Raw genomic sequence first — 19,299 nt, forward strand, 5'->3', positions numbered from 1 at the left:
GTTGGCAATCAGAAGGATGCTCCGCCGGCAACTGGCCGGGGTGGTGGCGCTGGTGCTGCTCGTCGGCACCTTTGTGGCCGTCCGGTTGCCGGAGGCGAGCGCCGACGAGCGGCGGGTGATGGCGCAGTCCTACCGCTTCACGCCCCTGTCGCTGACCATGCCCGGTGGGCTGCCGCAGCAGTCGATCCGCCAGGTGAACGGCGCGTACCGGCATATCGCGGCCTGGATCTCCTCGGTCGGGGCGGGCATCGCGGTGAACGACCTGGACGGCGACGGGCTTGCCAATGACCTCTGCGTCACCGACCCGCGCATCGACCGGGTCGTGGTGTCGCCGGCACCGACGCCCGGCGCGGACCGCTACCAGCCCTTCGTGCTGGACCTGGCGCCGCTGCCCACCAACCCGCACATCGCACCGATGGGCTGCCTGCCCGGCGACCTCAACGGAGACGGCCGTACCGACCTGCTGGTCTACTACTGGGGTCGCACGCCTGTGGCGTTCCTGGCGCGGGCCGACGCGACAGCCCTGTCCCGCGACGCCTATGTGGCGGTCGAGTTGCTGCCCGACCGGGTGCCGGCCGGTGGCACCTACACCGGTCCGCAGTGGAACACCAACGCCGCGACGCTGGCCGACTTCGACGGTGACGGCAACCTCGACGTCTACATCGGCAACTACTTCCCCGACAGCCCGGTACTCGACCCCGGCCAGCACGGCGGGGTGGCGATGAACCGGTCGATGTCCAACGCGCTCAACGGTGGCGACGACCACGTGCTGCGGTTCACCGGCGGCAGCGCCGGCCCGGAGCCCGACGTCTCGTACGCCGAGGTGCCGGACGTCTTCGCCACCGACGTGTCGCGGGGCTGGACGCTGGCGGTCGCCGCCAACGACGTCGACGGCGACCTGCTGCCGGAGCTGTACATCGCCAACGACTTCGGCCCCGACCGGTTGCTGCACAACCGGTCGGAGCCGGGCCGCATCGCCTTCGCCCTGGTGGAGAGCAGCGGGCTTCCCGGGTTGACGCCCAAGTCGAAGCGGGTCGGCCACGACTCGTTCAAGGGCATGGGCGTCGACTTCGGCGACTTCGACGGCGACGGCATGTTCGACCTGTACGTCGGCAACATCACCACGTCGTTCGGTATCCAGGAGAGCAACTTCGCCTTCGTCAACACCGCCGCCGACACCGACGAGCTGCGCGCCACGCTGCGCGAGGGCAAGGCGCCGTGGCAGGACCGCAGCGCCGAGCTGGGCCTGGCCTGGAGCGGCTGGAGCTGGGACGTGAAGCTCGCCGACTTCACCAACCGGGGCCGGCCGGACATCGTGCAGACGGCGGGCTTCGTCAAGGGAGAGGTCAACCGCTGGGCGCAGTTGCAGGAGTTGGCCACGGCCAACGACGAGCTGCTGGCCGATCCGCGCTGGTGGCCCCGGGTCGAGCAGGGCGACGACATCGCCGGCGGCCAGCACCTGGTCTTCCACGTGGCCGGCGACGACGGCCGGTACGAGGACCTGAGTGTCGAACTCGGGTTGGCCGAGCGGGTGCCCACTCGGGGTGTCGCTGTCGGTGACATGGACGGCGACGGCCGGCTCGACTTCGCCGTGGCCCGGCAGTGGGACGCCCCCGTCGTGTACCACAACGACAGCCCGACGACCGGGGCCAACCTGACGCTGCGGCTGCTGCACGACCAGCCGCAGGCCGCCGGCCCGCTCGCTGGCGCCGGCTCACCGGTGATCGGCGCGCAGGTCCGGGTGACCACCCCGGACGGGCGGGTGCTGATCGACCGCGTCGACGGTGGTAGCGGCCATTCCGGCCGGCGCAGCAACGAAGTTTCGGTCGGCCTCGGTGAGGTGGCTGGTCCGGTCACCGTGCAGCTGAGTTGGCGCGACCGTGAGGGCATCCCCCGGGAGCAGGAACTGCGGCTCACCCCCGGGCGGCACACCCTCGCCCTCGGTACCCAGGCACGGGAGGCTTCGCGATGAGTCAGCAGCGTACCCAACACAAGGACCCGCGGATCGTCACCGCGCTGCGCAGGTTCGCCATCTCCATCACGGCCCTGAACATCTTCGGGTACACCGTGCTCGGGTTCGAGCAGGCCTGGGCGTGGCCACTGCTCGCACTGGCGGTGGGGTACAGCGTCGAGATCCTGCTGGAGACGATCGGCGCGTGGGCCGAGGAGCGCCGCGCGCGTTACCTCGGCGGCGGCGTACGCGGATTCGTCGAGTTCCTCTACCCGGCGCACATCACCAGCCTCGCCGTGAACATGCTGCTGTACGTCAACGACCAGGTGCCGGTCATGCTCTTCGCGGTGATGGTCGCGATCAGCGGCAAGTGGCTGTTCCGAGCGCCGGTCAACGGCCGGCTCCGGCACTACATGAACCCGTCGAACTTCGGCATCGCGATCGCGCTGCTGCTGTTTCCGTGGATCTCCATCGCACCGCCGTACCAGTTCACCGAGCACCTCACCGGCGTCGGCGACTGGATCGTCCCGGCGGTGATCGTGATCTTCGGGACGCTGCTCAACGCCAAGCTCACCGGCCGAATGTGGCTGATCGCCGGCTGGCTGGGGGTGTTCGTCCTCCAGTCGGTGTTCCGTGGCCTGGTGCTCGACACCTCCATCGTCGGCGCGCTGGCCACCATGACCGGCGTGGCGTTCGTGCTGTTCACCAACTACATGATCACCGATCCGGGGACGACACCGTCGAAGCCCTCGTCACAGTTCGCCTTCGGTGGCGGTGTCGCGCTGGTCTACGGCGTGCTCACCGGCGCATCCGTCGTGTACGGGCTGTTCTTCGCCACCGCGATCGTCTGCCTGATCCGTGGCGGCTTCCTCTGGTCGCTGCACGCGGTCCGCCTCGCCGCGCGGCCGGGGCCCACCGACGCCGGCGCTCTGGACGGCAAGGTGTCGGCCAGCGTGACACGCGAGATGGTGCGGGCATGAGTCGGATCGCCGTGGTCGGCCTGGCCTGCCGGTTTCCTGACGCCGCCGGACCTGGTCAACTCTGGGAGAACGTCCTCGCCGGGCGGCGGGCGTTCCGCCGGCTGCCCGACGAGCGGATGCGCGCCGAGGACTACTGGTCGGCGGACCCGACCGCGGCTGACCGCTACTACGCGGCCAACGCCGCGGTGATCGAGGGGTACGAGTTCGACCGGGTCGGCTTCAAGGTCAGCGGCAGCACCTACCGCTCCACCGACCTGACCCACTGGCTGGCACTGGACATGGCCGCGCAGGCGCTGGCCGATGCCGGGTTCGCCGAGGGCGACGGCCTGCCCCGCGAGCGTACGGCCGTCGTCGTCGGCAACACGCTGACCGGCGAATTCACCCGGGCGGGGACGATGCGGCTGCGCTGGCCGTACGTGCGGCGGGTGGTGGGCGCCGCGCTGGGCGCGCAGGGCTGGGACGACGAGCGGGTGGCGGACTTCCTCGCCGGCCTGGAGTCCTCCTACAAGTCGCCGTTCCCGGAGGTGACCGAGGACAGCCTCGCCGGTGGCCTGTCCAACACCATCGCCGGTCGCATCTGCAACTACTTCGACCTGCACGGCGGCGGCTACACCGTGGACGGCGCCTGCGCCTCCTCGCTGTTGTCCGTGCTCACCGCCTGTCGCAACCTGTCCGATCAGGACGTCGACGTGGCGATCGCCGGTGGGGTGGACCTGTCGATCGATCCGTTCGAGATGGTCGGTTTCGCCCGCACCGGCGCCCTGGCCCGGGAGGAGATGTACGTCTACGACCGTCGGTCCAACGGATTCTGGCCTGGTGAGGGCTGCGGCATGGTCGTGCTGATGCGGGAGCGGGACGCGCTCGCGCAGGGCCGCCGCATCTACGCCACGGTTGCCGGCTGGGGCGTCTCCTCCGACGGGCGTGGCGGCATGACCCGACCCGAGGCCGACGGCTACCGGTTGGCGCTGCGCCGCGCGTACCAACGGGCCGGCTTCGGCGTGGAGAGCGTGCCGCTGTTCGAGGGACACGGCACCGGGACCGCGGTGGGCGACGCCACCGAACTGAGGGCACTCGGCGCGGAACGGCGGTCGGCGGATCCGCAGGTCGCACCGGCGGCGATCGGTTCCATCAAGGGCATGATCGGTCACACCAAGGCGGCGGCCGGCGTGGCCGGGCTGATCAAGGCCGTACTCGCGGTGCACCATCAGGTCATCCCGCCGACCGTGGGTTGCACCGATCCGCACGCCGAACTCGTCGGTGACCGGCCGGCGCTGCGAGTGGTCCGCCAGGCTGAGCCGTGGCCGGACGACGCCCCACAGCGGGCCGGGATCACCGCGATGGGGTTCGGCGGCATCAACACCCACCTGGTGATCGACGGGCCGGTCCGTCCGCGTCGCCGGCAGTTGGACCGGCGTACCCGGCAGCTGGCCCGGTCGGCGCAGGACGCCGAGTTGCTCCTGGTGGACGCCGACGGCCCGGACGCGCTGCGGGAACGGCTGGAGCAGCTACGGCCGACGGTGGCCGGGCTCGCCTTCGCCGACCTGGCCGACCTGGCGGCGACGCTGCACCGGCAGCAACGAGGGCGGGCCTACCGGGCCGCCGTCGTGGCCCGTACCCCCCGGGAGGCCGAGCGGGCGGTGGAGGCGGCAGCTGCCGCGCTGGCGCCCGGGGCCCCGGGCAGGCTGGTCGACCCGGGGCTGGGTGTCTTCGTCGGACGGGTCACCCGTCCGGTCCGCGTCGGCTTCCTCTTTCCCGGCCAGGGCTCCGGTCAGGGTTGGGGTGGCGGCGCACTGCGCCGGCGATTCACCGAGGTGGACGAGGTCTGGCGGACCGCCGGCGACGTCCCCGGCGGTGACCGTGCCGAAAGCGTCGGGACCGCCGCCGCCCAACCCCGCATCGTCACCGGGTCGATCGGCGCGTTGCGGGTGCTCGACGCGCTCGACATCGACGCCACCGTCGCTGTCGGGCACAGCCTCGGCGAGCTGACCGCTCTGCACTGGGCGGGCTGCCTGGACGAGGGTGAGCTGCGGGATCTGGTCGCGGCGCGGGGGCACCTCATGGCGAGCCTGGCCCGGCCGGGTGCGATGGCCGGCGTCATCGGCGACCCGGCGGAGACCGCCGCCCTGCTCGACGGCACGGGCGCGGTGGTGGCCGGCTACAACGGCCCCCGACAGACGGTGGTGGCCGGCACTGACGACGCCGTCGGCGAGGTGGCCCGGCGGGCGTCGCTGGCCGGTCTGGCCTGCACCCGACTGAATGTCTCGCACGCCTTCCACTCGCCGCTGATGGCGCCTGCGGCCGAAGCCTTCGGCGAACGGCTGCGGTCATGCCGGTTCGGCCCACCGTTGCGGCGGGTGGCCTCGACGGTGACCGGGATCGTACTGCCACCGGACACCGATCTGGTCGAGCTGCTGCACCGGCAGATCCAGGCGCCGGTGCGCTTCACCGTGGCGCTGGCCCGTGCCGCGGTCGAGGTCGACCTGTTCGTCGAGGTGGGTCCGGGGCAGGTGCTCAGTCGGCTGGCCCGGGACCAGATGCCGGACCTTCCGGCGCTGGCGCTGGACACCGACGCCGAGTCTCTCGTCGGCCTGCTCACCGCCGTCGGTGCGGTGTACGTGCTGGGTGGTCCGGCCAGCTATCCGGCGTTGTTCGAGGACCGGTTCACCCGGCCGTTGGACCTGGACCGGCCGAGCACCTTCTTCGCCAACCCCTGCGAGTCGGCTCCCCAGGTGGCGGTGCCGGCCACCGCCGCGTCGCCAGCGCCGACCGCCGAGGTCGCGCTTCCCGCCGGCGACGGGGCGTTGGAGCTGGTCCGCCAGTTGGTGGCGCAGCGGGCGGAGTTGCCGGTGGAGGTGCTCCACGAGGACAGTCGCCTCCTCGACGACCTGCACATGAGCTCGATCACCGTTGGGCAGATCGTCAACGAGGCGGCGCGGGCGATGGGGCTTTCGGCGGTGTCCGTGCCGACCAACTTCGCCACCGCCACCGTGCGGGAGATGGCCGAGGCGCTGCATGCCCGGGGGCGTGAGGACACCGCTGGACCAGCCGATGTCGTCGCCGGGGTCGCGCCCTGGGTACGAACCTTCGTCGTCGACCTGGTTGACGAGCCGGCGCCGGCGGGCGAGCCGGCGGGCACCGGGGGCCGGTGGGACGTCTACGCCAGTCCCGGCCATCGGCTCGCCGAACCGCTGCGGCGCGCGCTGGAGGAGGCCGGGCTCGGCTCTGGCGTCCTGGTCTGCCTGCCGGACGACCCCGACGAGGCGTACCTGGAGGCCGCGGTACGCGGTGCCCAGGCCGCGCTGCGGCAACCCCCCGGTGGCCGGCTGGTGCTGGTGCAACCGGCGGCACGGGGCGGGGCGCTGGCGAAGACCGCCCGACTGGAGGGTGACCGGCTGCGGACGACGGTGGTGACGACTCCGCTCGGACCGGACACCGTGGACCGGGTGGTGACCGAGGTGGCCGGCACCGTCGACTTCACCGAGGTGACGTACGACGCGGTGGGCATCCGCCGGGTGCCGGTGCTGCGGCCTACTCCGGTCGATCCCCGGCCGGGTGCGCTGCCCCTGGGACCGGCGGACGTGCTGCTGGTGACCGGTGGCGGCAAGGGCATCACCGCCGAGGCGGCCGCGCTGCTGGCCCGGGAGAGCGGTGGCCGGCTGGCGGTGGTCGGTCGTTCCGACCCGGCCACCGACGAGGTGCTGTCCGCGAACCTGTCCCGGCTGCGTGACTCCGCCAGCGACCTGCGTTACCTGCGGGTGGACGTCACCGACCCCGCCGCCGTCGCCGCCGCCGTCGCCGACCTCACCGCCGACTGGGGCCCGGTGACTGCCGTGCTGCACGGCGCCGGGCTGAACACCCCCACCGCGCTCGGCGACCTCGACGAGGCCGCGGTCCGCCAGGTGTTCGCGCCGAAGGTGGGCGGCCTGCGCGCGGTGCTCGCCGCGATCGACCCTGCGCAGCTGCGGCTGCTCGTGACGTTCGGCAGCATCATCGGGCGGGCCGGGCTGCATGGTGAGGCGCACTACGCCGCCGCCAACGAGGCACTCGCGGAGCTGACCCGGGATGTCGCGGCGACCTACCCGACGTGCCGCGCTGTCTGTCTGGAGTGGTCGGTGTGGTCCGGCGTCGGCATGGGGGAACGGCTGTCGGTGGTCGAGGCGCTCAGCGGCCGTGGCGTCACCCCGATCGGCCCGGAGGACGGGCTGCGGGTGCTGCGCGAGGTGCTCTCCGACGACACGTTGCCGCCGGTGGTGGTGGTCACCGGGCGTACCGGTGGGCTGGAGACCCTGCGGTACCACCGGCCGGAGCTGCCACTGTTGCGGTTCACCGAACGACCTCTCATCCGCTACGACGGCGTGGAACTCGTCTGCGAGGTGGATCTCGCGCCCACCACCGACCCGTACCTGGCCGATCACCAGCTAGACGGTGACCTGATCTTCCCCGCGGTGCTCGGGCTGGAGGCCATGGCCCAGGTCGCCACCGCGCTGGCCCGCCACCCGGGAGTGCCGGTCATCGAGGACGTCCGGTTCGATCGGCCGGTGGTGGTCGACCCGCAGAGCGGTGTCACGATCCGGGTGGCCGCGCTGGTCCGGTCGGGACAGGTGATCGACGTCGTGATCCGCAGCGCCGAGACCGGCTTCGCGGCGGACCACTTCCGGGCCCGCATGCGGTTCGCGCCGGACGGGCCGTACCCGGAGGACACCGCCGCGCCGGAGCAGACGGAGCTGCCGGCCCTTCCCCTGGAACCGGCCCGGGACCTCTACGGTGACCTGCTGTTCCAGGCCGGTCGGTTCCAGCGGCTGAACAGCTACCGGCAGGTGGCGGCGCGGCTCGTCGAGGCGGAGGTGACCACCAGCGACGCGGGGGAATGGTTCAGCCGCTTCCTACCGGGCCGTCTCGTGCTGGGCGACCCCGGTGCCCGGGACGCGTTCATGCATGGCATCCAGGTTTGCGTGCCGGATGCGACGCTGCTGCCGGAGGGCATCGACCGGATCTGGTCCGCCGGTCCGAAGCTCTCCGCGGCCGAGACGGTGACCATCACCGCCTGGGAACGCGAACAGCACGGCACGGGCTACGTCTACGACGCGGTGGTCCGTGACGCGACCGGCACGGTGATCGAGAGCTGGACAGGGCTTCGACTGCGCGCGGTGCGTCCACACGCACCGGCCTCGGGTTGGCCGGCGGTGCTGCTCGGGCCGCTGTTGCAGCGGCGTCTGGCGGAGGTGTTCACCGGGGACGTCGCGGTGGCTGCCGCGCCGGGCGGTGGGCCGCGCGACGCCGAGACACTGCTGTCCCGGGCGGCTGGCCGGCCGGTGGTGGTACGCCACCGACCGGACGGGCGACCCGAGGCCGACGGCCTGGGTGAGGTGTCGGTGGCGTACTCCGCGCCACTGCGCCTCGCGGTGGTCGGTGGCGCCCCGCTGGCCTGCGACGTGGAGCCGGTGACCGTCCGGTCGGCGGACGCCCGGCGCGACCTGATCGGTCGGCACGGGCCGCTGGCGGCGCTGCTCGTCGCCGAGGTCGGTGACACGCCGGACCTCGCGGCGACCCGGGTGTGGTGCGCGACCGAGTGCCTGCAGAAGGCGGGGCGCACCGGCGGTCCGTTGACCCTGGTGTCCGGCGCCGCCCCGGACGGGTGGGTGGTGCTGGACTCCGGTGGCGTGCGGATCGCCACCCGGGTGTGCACGGTGGCGGGCGCCGCGGAGCAGGTCGTGGTGGCGGTCCTCAACGGGACGGAGGGGTGACAGTGTCGCGCTACTACGAGTACCACCACACCATCGGTTTCGAGGAGACCAACCTCGTCGGCAACGTCTACTACGTCAACTACCTGCGGTGGCAGGGTCGGTGCCGGGAGATGTTCCTGCACGAGCACGCGCCCGAGGTGCTCGACGAGCTGCGAGGCGACCTGAAACTGTTCACCCTGAAGGTCGACTGCGAGTTCTTCGCCGAGCTGGCTCCGTTCGATCGGCTGGCGGTACGCATGCGGCTGGCCGAGTTGACCCAGACGCAGATGGAGCTGGCCTTCGACTACCTGCGGATCGCCGAGGACGACCTGCTGGTGGCCCGGGGGCGGCAGCGGATCGCCTGCATGCGTGGGCCGAACGGACGTACCGAACCGGCCCGCGTACCGGCCGGCCTGGTCCGGGCACTGTCACCGTTCCGCGGTGCCGGCGTCGGGGTGGGGTGACCAATGCGGTTCGACACGCGCCTGGTGCACGGGGGTCGTCGGGCAACGCCGGGCACCGGAGACGTGGTGCCGCCGATCCACCTCTCGACGACGTACGAGCGGCGGGCGCAGGACGACCTCCGCTACTTCTACGGGCGGGGTGAGAACCCGACCCGGGAGCAACTGGAGGAGTGTCTTGCCGATCTGGAGGGGGCACGGTTCGCCACCGTCCTGTCCTCCGGGCAGGCCGCCGCGGCGACCGTGCTCGCCCAGCTGCGCCCGGGACAGTGCGTGGTGAGCACCGACGACGTGTACTCCGGCACCGACGCGTTGTTCGAGCTGGCAGCCCGGCAGGGTGTCCGGGTGCGCTACGCCGACCTGACCACCCCGGAGGGGATCGACAGCGCGCTGGACGTCCCCGGCGTCGCGCTGGTCTGGGTCGAGACGCCCACCAATCCGTTGCTGAGCGTGGTGGACATCGCCGAGGTCGCTGGCCGGGCGCACGAGCGCGGTGCCCGGCTGGTGGTGGACAACACCTTCGCCAGTCCGGCGCTCCAGCGCCCACTGGACCTCGGCGCGGACGTCTCCCTCTACAGCACGACCAAGTCGATCGCCGGGCACGCCGACGTGCTGGGTGGCGCTCTGGTCTACCGGGACGAGGAACTGCACGCGGCGTACCGGTCGTACCGAACGGCGGCCGGCAACGTGCCGGGCGCGCTTGACTGCTTTCTGGTCCGGCGGGGTCTGCACACGCTGTCGCTGCGGGTGAGTCGGCAGGTGGCGAACGCGTGGGCGCTGGTCGAGCGGCTCCGGGCCAGCCCGGTCGTCGGACGCGTCCACTACCCGGGGCTTGCCGAGCATCCGCAGCACGCGGTGGCCAAGGCCCAGATGACCGAGCCCGGCTCGATGGTGTCCTTCGAGTATCTGGGGGGCCCGGCTGCGCGGCTGCTGGACCGGTTCGCGTTGTTCTCCTGCGGCGTCAGCCTCGGAGGCGTGCACTCCCTCGTGGAGTGTCCGGCGCTGATGACGCACCGGCCGGTGCCCGCCGAGGTCCGCGCCCGCCGGGGCATCGGTGACGCACTCATCCGTCTCTCGGCCGGTATCGAGGACGGCCGCGACCTGGTCGAGGACGTGTCCCGGGCGCTTGCCGATGGCATCTGACCGGTTCACCGCTTCCACCGAGACGAGAAGGGGTACCCGATGACCATTCCCGGTGTCGACACGACGTTGCCCATTGCCCGGGAGCTGCCAGCCCCCGGCAGTTACCTCTGTGGCCTCACCCATGACGGTGAGTTCTTCTGGCACTCCGATCAGGCGGCCGGAGAGATCTACGCGCTCGACCCGGCCACGGGCGCGGTGGTACGGACGCTGTCCTGCCGCCGGGTCCGGGCGGACCTGACGGTGGGTGGCGGGGCGTTGTGCCAGGTCGGTGGACGTCCGAAGCGCATCCTGCTGATCGACCCGACCAGCGGGGAGGTCCTCGACGAGCGGGAGGTCCGGCCACCGAGTGGCCGGCTCTGTGGTGTCGAGACCAGCGGCGTGATGATGTGGATGGGTCTGCGCGGCCCGTCGGTGGTGCAACTGCGCGATGTCGAGACGATGACCGTGTGCCGGGAGTTTCCGGTGCCGGGTACGCCCTCCGGCCTGACCGTGGCGGGCGACGTGGTGATCTACGCCGACTTCGAGGCCGCGCTGCTGCGGGCGGTGGACGGCCGGGACGGCAGGCTGCTCGGGGAGGCGCTCGTCGACGGTCGGCCGGTCGGCCTGACCTGGGACGGCGCGTTGGTCTGGTACGCCGACTTCGCGGGTCGCCGGCTGGCGGCGGTACGGCTGCCGGATCTGCTGGCCACCGAGGCGTTCCTGGGCGAGCGGGTCGGTCAGCGCGGCGCGGATCGGCCCGCGCCGGGCTCGGCGACGTAGTCGTTGCCGGCGTACCAGTCGCCGCGTCCGGTGGGCAACAGGTCCAGCACGTTCCAGACCGGGCTGAGCAGGTCGATGCCGCGCTCGCCGCCGTCCGGGAAGCTCGCCGGGGCGGAGTAGAGATGGCGTACCCGCTCGCCCTCGGCCCGCAGCACGCTGACCATCGGGCGTTGCGTGCCGTCCGGGTACTCGGCCCGGACGTCGGCGTTGAACGAGGTGCCGTGGCTGGAGACGATCCGCAGGCCGGCCCAACCACGACTGCGGGCCCACGCCCGCAGCTTGGGCAGCGGCGCCTTCGCCACCACCGCGACAGCGGTGTGCCGCAGCAGATGCGGCAGGACGCCGTGGAAGCCGTCGACCCACATCGAGCACATCGGGCAGGCCTCGGCGGCGTCCGGAGCGAACATCAGGTGGTAGAGGAAGAGTGTCGGGTGCCCGTCGAACAGCTCACGCAGCCGCACCTCGCGGATCGGCTCGGCGCGGTCCAGGTCGGTGGGGCCCTCGGCAAACCGGTAGTCGTCCAGCAGCGGGCCGGGCGGCAGGGCACGGCGGGCGGCGGCCACCCGTTCGACCTGGTCGCGCAGCTCCTGCTCGGCGTCGGCGAGTCCGCGCCGCGCCGCCGCGTACGCCTCGTCGGCACCGACCGGCCAGCTCGGTGGTGCGGTGGCTGGGTCGGCCTGGCTCATGTCGGCTCCCCTTCGGACGTTCCGGCGCTTCGGCGAAGGCTACCCGTGGGAGCGCGAGGGTGGACACCGCGCCGAGGCGCGAGACGCTTGAAGAAGACGTTGTCGTTGGCGAGCCTTCAGCCCGCAAGAGCCGACGTTGCCCAAGATACTTGCGAATCATATAGTTGGCGGAGGCCGATTTTCGCCGGCGAGGAGACAGCATGACGGTCGTACAGTTCGACCCGGCAGGTTTCAAGGCCGAGCAACGCGACACCTGGAACGCGGTCAGCGGCGGGTGGGAGTTCTGGCGGGACCGGTACGAACGCGCCGCCGCGCCGGTGACCGACTGGCTGCTGCGCGCGGCCGGAGTGCGCCCCGGCCACCGGGTGCTCGACGTCGGCTGCGGCACGGGCGAGCCGGCGATCAGCGCCGGACGCCTGGTCGGCACGACCGGCCGGGTGCTCGGCATCGACCTCGCTCCGGAGATGGTACGCCGCGCCCGGATGGCCGCCGCAGGTCTCGACCATCCGATCGACTTTGTCGAGTCCGACGTGGAGTCACTGGACCTGCCGCCGCGCTCGATGGACGTGGTGCTCAGCCGCTGGGGCCTGATGTTCGCCGTCGACCGGCACCGCATGCTCTCCAGCCTGTGTCGCCTGCTGGTTCCCGGCGGCGTGCTGGCCGCGGCGGTCTGGGACACCCCGGCGGCCAATCCGATGACCTCGCTGGCCTTCCGCGCCCTCGGTGCCGAACTGCCCGGCCCGCCACCGCCGCGACCCGGTCCGTTCAGCATGTGCGACGTCGCGCGTACCCACGAGGAACTGGCGGCCGCCGGCTTCGTCGAGATCACCATCGAGTCCGTGCCGGTCTCGATGCGGTTCGCCTCGGTCGCCGAGTACCTCCAGTACGCCCGGGACGTGACACCGCCCGGCCTGCTGCGTGCGGTGCGGCAGCACCTCGGCGGCGACGGCGAACGCGCCGGATGGGACCGACTCGCCGAGGCGGCGGCCGGGTACGCCGGTGGCGAGGGCATCGTGTGCCTGCCCGGCTCGGCGCTGTGCCTGCGGGCGCGCGCCGCACCCGACGGGGCGACGCCGGGGAGGACCGGATGACGACCAGAGCCGGTAGCCCGGCCGACCGGGTCCGACCGTCGGCACGACACGACCGCCTGCTGACGGTCGCCCAGGCGTACGTGGACGCCGCAGCCGCACGGAACGAACTACCCCACCGGGACCTGTCCCGGCTGTCCCGCACCCGGGTCCGCGTCGATCCGGAGTTCTGCCGCGAGGTGGCCCGGCACTTCGACCGCGCGCCCCGGCGGGCCCTCGACGCCGACCTCGTCGCCCGGTACAACCGCTTCACCGAGGAGACCCGGCGCCACTTCGCGTTGCTCGAACCGGCCGGGCTGCGGGTCGTGCCGTGGCAGGGACCTGGGCAGCCGTACCATGGCGCGGCCGAGCTGATCGATGCCGTGGACCGCACGGGCGTACTGTACGTCTACCTCACCAGCGCAGGACACGGCCCCCACGGACCGGCACCGGACCATCCGCTCTGTGCGCCGTCGGGCGTCACAGTCAACGGCGTCGAGCTGCTGCACAACGACATCTTCCGGGTCGTGCACGACGTGTTCGGGCACATACTGCACGGCGCGACGATGGGGGTGGCCGGTGAGTTCCGGGCCGCCTACGGCCACCTGGCGATGTACTCGCCACTGGTGCACCCGGTCGTCTTCACCGAGCAGGTCAGCCAGATCTGCTGGTTCTTCCACGGGCCGCACCTGGCGGACCGGACCGGTAGGTGGCCCCGCCGCGGCGCGCCCGGCTGGATTCCGCCGGCGGAGCGGCCCTACCCGGAGCAGAAGTTGTTTCCCTGCCCACCGGGTTTCCTCGACCGCTTCATCGCGAGCTTCACGGAGGAGTCAGGATGACCGACACGGCTGCCCATCCCCTGGAATCGGTACGGGCCGAGTTCCCGTTCCTCGACCACGCCGACAAGCGCCCGCAGCTGGCATACCTGGACAACGCGGCCACCACGCAGAAGCCCCGATGTGTGCTCGACTCGCTGGTCGACCAGTACGTCACCGCCAACAGCAACGTCGGCCGCGGCTTCTACGAGTTGAGCCGCCGGGCCACCGGCCACTACGAGCAGGCCCGGGCGACGGTGCGCCGCATTCTCAACGCCGCCCATGACGAGGAGATCGTCTTCACCCGGGGCACCACGGACGCGACGAACCTGCTCGCCGAGACCTTCGCCGCGCGGATCGTCGGTCCGGGAGACGACGTCGTGGTCAGCGGCATGGAACACAACTCGAACCTGCTGCCCTGGCGGCGGCTGTGCGAGCGGCAGGGCGCCACCCTCCGGGTGGTGCCGACGGCCGCCGGCCGGCCCGTCCAGCCGGACGCCCTGGCGGCCGAACTGAGTCCCCGGACCCGCCTCGTCGCGGTCACCCACGTCTCCAACGTGCTCGGCACCGTCAACCCGGTGCGGGATCTCGTCCGCGTCGCCCACGAGCGCGGCGTGCCGGTCGTCGTCGACGGCGCGCAGGCGGTGCCACACCTGCCCGTCGACGTACGGGAGATCGGGGCCGACTTCTACTGCTTCTCCGGTCACAAGGTGTACGGCCCGATGGGCTCGGGCGTGCTCTACGGCCGCCGCGACCTGCTCGTTGACCTGCCGCCGTACCAGGTCGGTGGCGGGACGGTGAAGGGCGTCTCCCACGATGCCCCGGTGTCGTACGTGCCGGTACCGGCCCGACTGGAGGCAGGTACCCCGGACATCCCCGCGGCGGTGGCGCTGGCCACGGCGTTGACCTGGCTGGAGGGCCTCGGCCGGGAGGCGGTACGGGCGCACGACGCGCATCTGGTCCGGTACGCCGTGCAGGCGCTGGGCGAGATCGACCGGGTGCGGGTCATCGGCGACCCGGCGACCGACCCCGCGGGCATCGTCTCGATCGCCGTGGACGGCCTGCATCCCTACGATGTCGGCGGTCACCTGGACCAGCACGGCATCGCCGTCCGTTCCGGCGTGCACTGTGCCAGCACCTTCCTCGACGACCTGGGGTTGGTCGGAACCGTACGGATCTCCTTCGCGGTCTACAGCACGGTCGCCGAGATCGACCGGGTGGTGGCCGCGTTGCGCACCGTGCGGGCAGGGGAGTGGACGACGCACCACCCTGGCGTCCGGTTCCGGTGACCACTCCTGCCCCGGCCGTCGAGCCGGGATTCGACACGCTGCCGGTCGACGACCTGGCCGACGCGGCGCTGCGGCAGGCTCACCGTGCTGGCGCGACGTACGCCGACGTCCGGCTGCGGCGGGTCCGTGCCCTGCGCGAGCGGGTCCGCGACGGCCGTCCGGAGAGTAGCCAGGAGAGCGTGGAGACCGGCGTCGGGGTGCGGGTGCTGGTGGACGGCACCTGGGGTTTCGCCGCCGGGGTCGAGCTGTCCCCGCGCGGGGTCGGCGCGCTGGCGGCCCGCGCCTGCGCGCTGGCCCGTACGGTGCGACCGTTGCGCGGCGAGCCGGTGCGTCTCACCGCCGAGCCGGTGCCCGCACCTGTGGACTGGCAGTCGCCGTTCGAGGTGGATCCGTTCGAGGTTCCGACCGCCGAACGCACCGCGTTGCTGGCCGGCTGGTGTGGGCTGCTCCGCGACGGCGGCGCGCACCTGGCCGAGGCGTACCTACAGGTCTTCCGTGAGTCGACGGTGTACCACGACAGCGAGGGCCGGCGGATCCGGCAACGACGTACCTGGCTGCATCCGATGGTGTTCGGCTTCCGGATCGACGCCGGTGACGGGACGTTCGAGGCGATGCGGACGCTCGGCCCGCCGGCCGCCCGGGGGTGGGAGTACCTGACCGGCACCGGCTGGGACTGGGCCGGCGAACTGGCCCGGATGCCCGAACTGCTGGCCGAGAAGGCCGCCGCCCCGAGGATCGAGCCGGGACGGTACGACCTGGTGATCGACCCGACCAACCTGTGGCTGACGATCCACGAAACGGTCGGTCACGCCACCGAACTGGACCGGATGCGCGGTCGGGAGGCGGCGTTCGCGGGCAGCTCCTTCGTCCGGCCACAGGACGTCGGTGTCCTGCGCTACGGCTCACCGCAGATGACGGTGGTGGCCGACCGGACGACCCCGCACGCGCTGGCCACCGTCGGCTACGACGACGACGGGGTGGCCGCCGGCTCCTGGCCGCTGGTCACCGAGGGCCTGCTGGTGGGGGTGCAGCACGACAGGCAGACCGCGGGTGCCGCCGGGCTGGACCGCTCCACCGGCTGCGCGTACGCCGAGTCCTACCGGCATCTGCCGGTGCCCCGGATGCCGAACGTCTCGCTGTGCCCGGCGCCGGACGGCCCGGACACCGACGAGCTGATCGGTCGGGTCCGCGACGGCCTCTACGTCGTCGGTGACAACAGCTTCTCCATCGACATGGCCCGGGTGAACTTCCAGTTCACCGCCCAGCGGTTCCACCGGATCCGCAACGGGCGACTGGTCGGCCAGGTGCGCGACATCGCGTACACGGGCACCACGCTCGACTTCTGGCGGTCGCTGGAGGCGGTCGGCGGCCCGCAGACCTGGCTGCTGTCCGGTGCCGGCCAGTGCGGCAAGGCCCAGCCGCTCCAGATCGCCGCGGCGGGGCACGGCTGCCCGTCGGCGCTGTTCCGGGCGGTGCCTGTCACGGACACGCGGACGGGGGCGACGGGATGAACACACCGGGGCCTCAGGAGACCATCGAACTGGCCCTCACCGCCGCCCGCGGCGACGCCACAGTGGTGATTGTGGAGTCCGGCGTCGACCGCTACCTGCGGTGGGCCGACAGCACGCTGGTGGCGGCCGGCGACGCGGACGAGTATCGGCTGTCGGTGGTCTCGGTCGTCGGCGGACGGGTAGGCGCGGTGTCCGTGTCCGGCCGGGTGGGCCGGGCCGAGATCGTCGATGCGGTGGACGGCGCGGAGGCGGTGGCCCGACAGGCGCCGCCGGCACCGGACGCCCGACCGTTGCCGGAGCCTGGTGCGGCGTCGCCGTGCTGGGACGACCCGGTGCGACCGCCCGCGCCCGGCGTGCTCGCCGGCCTGGTCGAGCAGCTCTCGACCGGGTTCGCGCGGGCCGCTCGGCACGGCCAGGTGCTGCACGGGTACGCCGAACACGGGTCCCGGACGACGTTTCTCGGCACCTCCGCCGGCGCGCGGCTGCGGCACGACGGATCCGCCGGACACCTGGAGTTGACCGCGCGTGACGGGCGCGGTGCTCCGGTGTGGACCAGCGCCGTCACCGACGACTTCACTGACGTGTCGGTAGCCGGGCTTCAGGACGATCTCGACCGGCGGCTGCGGTGGGAGCGACGACGGGTCGACCTGCCACCCGGCCGGTACGAGTGCCTCGTGCCGCCGAGCGCGGTCGCCGACATGATGAACTACGCGTACACCACGGCGGGTGCCGCGGCGGCGGCGCAGGGCCGGACGGCCTACAGCCGGGCCGGCGGCCGTACCCGGATCGGAGAGACGATCGCCGGGATACCGCTGACCCTGCGCAGCGATCCGACGGCCGAGGGGTTGCGGTGTGCGCCGTTCCTGGTGGCGACCGCGTCGAGCGGGGCCCGGTCGGTCTTCGACAATGGCCTGGCGCTGGGCCCGACCCGCTGGTGGGAACAGGGACGCTTGCGCTCGCTGGTGCACACCCGGCACAGCGCCGAGGAACTGGGCATGCCGCTGACCCCGCTGGTGGAGAACCTGATCCTCGAAGGGCCGCCGGGCGGCGGTGCCGAGGCGGACCTGGTCGCCCGTACCCGCCGTGGCCTGCTGCTGACCAGCCTGTGGTACATCCGCGAGGTGGACCTGGCGACGATGGCGCTGACCGGGGTGACCCGGGACGGCGTCTATCTGGTCGAGGACGGCGAGGTCGTCGGTGCGGTGCACAACTTCCGCTTCAACGACAGCCCGCTGGCGATGGTCATGCGGGCCACCGAGGTCGGACGGACCGTGCCGACCCGCGCGCGGGACTGGGGCGATGCGGTGGCACACGTGGCCATGCCGATGCTGCGGGTGCCGGACTTCCCGCTGACCGCCGCGACGGGCGCGGTCTGACCGGTTCGCCGGATCGGACTGTCCGATAGGGAAACCGGTAGCACTCCTGCCTTCCTCTTGTGTGGACCCGTTTGCCCTCTGTGACGCACGCAGGCTTCAACCATGCGCGAATTGGGACATTATTTCGCTAAGGATCAATCGAGGCCGATTGACGAGCACTTTAAAAATCGATAGCGTCCCGAGTAGTGGTCCTCCGGTGGAGAGGCGTCACAGAGGCGTCACCGCATCCGGGGCATACAGGGAGGTGGAGCCGTGACTGACACGGCGAGAGAGACCTACGAGTCACTCAACATCGAGCCGAAGCCGCTGCGGCCGCACATCCTGGCGGCGGCGACGGTCGTCTTCGGCGACGACTACTACGGTGGTCGCCGGGAGACGATCAACCTGTCCGGGTTCGTGCAGATGAACAAGTGGCCGATGCAGGGGTTCAAGCACACCGTCGACGAGGACGGCACGGCGAGCTTCGACCTGGAGCTCATCAGCGCTCCCGAGGTCGGCATCAAGGGGTTCAGCTACACGCTCAACGACCGGATCCAGATCCTGTCGAACCCCTACCTGCCGAACACCGGTCACATCAAGCAGATCGTGCCCGGCAAGAACTTCCCCGCGGAGTTCTACATCCGTCGGTTCGGCATCCTGGAGACCAGCACCATGCGGCTGGCCCACCGGGGTGTCATCGACGTCAAGGGGATCGTTGACGGCCTGCCGCCGTACAAGACCCCGCTCACCTCGCCGTTCCTCGGTCGCCCCTACGGTGACCAGGGCGAGGTCATGCCGGCGCACAACGTGGTCCGGGGCACCAACCTGCCGGCCGCGTGGTACCCGTCGAACGACGAGAACGAGGCCGTCGGCAACACGCCGAGCGCCTTCTTCGCGTCGAGCATCGGCCCGTGCGTCTCGATGCTGGTCGACCCGTCGATCATCATCCAGGCGTCGACCGAGGCGAAGATCAAGGTCGAGGTCAACGGCCGTACCGAGGAGATCGAACTCTCCGGCGACTACCCCTTGGCCGCCGGCGCCGAGATCCTCCTCTTCGGCCCGGAGAAGCACGACCAGGGTTCCGGCGTGTTGGCCCAGCTTGCGCGGGTGGCGCTGGTGGGCAACAGCCCGGCTCTGGGTGGCAAGGTCATGCTGCGGGCCAGCTTCTTCACCGTCTCGGGCGGCCAGCTCGGTGAGGGTACGGAGGACAGCCTGAGCACCCTGCGCTACCCGGGTGAGCTGCACTTCGACGCTCACTTCGAGCTGGTCACCCCGTCGGCGACGCTGTACGCGGCGGCGCCGGTGCACCTGGCTGGGCGGCTGAAGGACCTCGAGCCGACCGGCACGGTGCTGACGGCCGACCACGCGGACGCCGCGCTGCGCACTTCCGGCGGCGACGTCCGGGCGCGCCTGACCGGCGTGCAGATGAAGCTGGCCGACGCACTGGTGGGCTCCGAGGCCTACGTCAGCGCGTGACGGCTGGTTTAGTCCGGTAGCAGACGTCGTCCCGGGTGCCCTTGCGTCACCCGGGGCGACGTCACTCTTCAAGGGTGGCGGTT

The 19,299-nt window shown here is 71.9% G+C and carries 13 protein-coding genes; 12 read left to right on the forward strand and 1 reads right to left on the reverse strand.

Going from position 1 to position 19,299, the window contains the following annotated elements:
- The first annotated feature begins 16 nt into the window (after positions 1-16).
- The 6 genes from Vse01_RS19910 to Vse01_RS19935 are packed head-to-tail and all read left to right on the forward strand — an operon-like array spanning position 17 to position 11,017.
- A complete protein-coding gene (locus Vse01_RS19910; protein ID WP_373870687.1) occupies positions 17-1,972 on the forward strand; it encodes a CRTAC1 family protein in 1,956 nt (651 codons plus the stop codon).
- Positions 1,969-2,931: an enediyne biosynthesis protein gene (locus Vse01_RS19915; RefSeq protein ID WP_093409499.1), complete on the forward strand. Its 963-nt coding sequence runs from the start codon at positions 1,969-1,971 to the stop codon at positions 2,929-2,931. Before Vse01_RS19910 ends, Vse01_RS19915 begins: the two co-directional genes overlap by 4 nt.
- A complete protein-coding gene (locus Vse01_RS19920; RefSeq protein ID WP_373870688.1) occupies positions 2,823-8,675 on the forward strand; it encodes a type I polyketide synthase in 5,853 nt (1,950 codons plus the stop codon). The genes Vse01_RS19915 and Vse01_RS19920 overlap by 109 nt, the downstream gene beginning before the upstream one ends.
- On the forward strand, positions 8,672-9,118 hold the full coding sequence (locus Vse01_RS19925) for an acyl-CoA thioesterase (protein WP_170863591.1): 447 nt from the start codon (positions 8,672-8,674) through the stop codon (positions 9,116-9,118). The genes Vse01_RS19920 and Vse01_RS19925 overlap by 4 nt, the downstream gene beginning before the upstream one ends.
- A 3-nt stretch (positions 9,119-9,121) precedes the next feature.
- A complete protein-coding gene (locus tag Vse01_RS19930) occupies positions 9,122-10,258 on the forward strand; it encodes a trans-sulfuration enzyme family protein (protein WP_093409492.1) in 1,137 nt (378 codons plus the stop codon).
- A 39-nt stretch (positions 10,259-10,297) separates the two neighbouring features.
- Positions 10,298-11,017, forward strand: coding sequence for an NHL repeat-containing protein (locus Vse01_RS19935; RefSeq protein ID WP_232511411.1), 720 nt, complete (start codon positions 10,298-10,300; stop codon positions 11,015-11,017).
- On the opposite strand, the gene Vse01_RS19940 is transcribed toward Vse01_RS19935, so the two are convergent.
- A complete protein-coding gene (locus Vse01_RS19940; protein ID WP_093409489.1) occupies positions 10,975-11,703 on the reverse strand; it encodes a DUF899 family protein in 729 nt (242 codons plus the stop codon). The two genes, Vse01_RS19935 and Vse01_RS19940, sit on opposite strands and share 43 nt — an antisense overlap.
- Positions 11,704-11,903: 200 nt before the next feature.
- On the opposite strand from Vse01_RS19940, the gene Vse01_RS19945 reads away from it, so the two are divergent.
- The 6 genes from Vse01_RS19945 to Vse01_RS19970 all read left to right on the forward strand — a co-directional run bounded on the left by Vse01_RS19945 (position 11,904) and on the right by Vse01_RS19970 (position 19,216).
- On the forward strand, positions 11,904-12,794 hold the full coding sequence (locus Vse01_RS19945) for a class I SAM-dependent methyltransferase (RefSeq protein WP_093409487.1): 891 nt from the start codon (positions 11,904-11,906) through the stop codon (positions 12,792-12,794).
- Entirely contained in the window at positions 12,791-13,609 is an 819-nt protein-coding gene (locus Vse01_RS19950; RefSeq protein ID WP_093409772.1) for a crotonobetainyl-CoA--carnitine CoA-transferase, read from the forward strand. The genes Vse01_RS19945 and Vse01_RS19950 overlap by 4 nt, the downstream gene beginning before the upstream one ends.
- On the forward strand, positions 13,606-14,874 hold the full coding sequence (locus tag Vse01_RS19955; RefSeq protein ID WP_093409483.1) for a cysteine desulfurase: 1,269 nt from the start codon (positions 13,606-13,608) through the stop codon (positions 14,872-14,874). The genes Vse01_RS19950 and Vse01_RS19955 overlap by 4 nt, the downstream gene beginning before the upstream one ends.
- A complete protein-coding gene (locus Vse01_RS19960; RefSeq protein WP_093409481.1) occupies positions 14,838-16,385 on the forward strand; it encodes a TldD/PmbA family protein in 1,548 nt (515 codons plus the stop codon). Before Vse01_RS19955 ends, Vse01_RS19960 begins: the two co-directional genes overlap by 37 nt.
- A gap of 23 nt (positions 16,386-16,408) precedes the next feature.
- Complete coding sequence (locus Vse01_RS19965) at positions 16,409-17,761, forward strand: metallopeptidase TldD-related protein (protein ID WP_093409771.1); 1,353 nt, start codon at positions 16,409-16,411, stop codon at positions 17,759-17,761.
- A gap of 252 nt (positions 17,762-18,013) precedes the next feature.
- Positions 18,014-19,216: a DUF6004 family protein gene (locus Vse01_RS19970; protein ID WP_093409478.1), complete on the forward strand. Its 1,203-nt coding sequence runs from the start codon at positions 18,014-18,016 to the stop codon at positions 19,214-19,216.
- The last annotated feature ends 83 nt before the right edge of the window (positions 19,217-19,299 follow it).

The organism is Micromonospora sediminimaris (assembly GCF_016863575.1).
In the GTDB taxonomy this organism is placed as follows: Bacteria; Actinomycetota; Actinomycetes; order Mycobacteriales; family Micromonosporaceae; genus Micromonospora; species Micromonospora sediminimaris.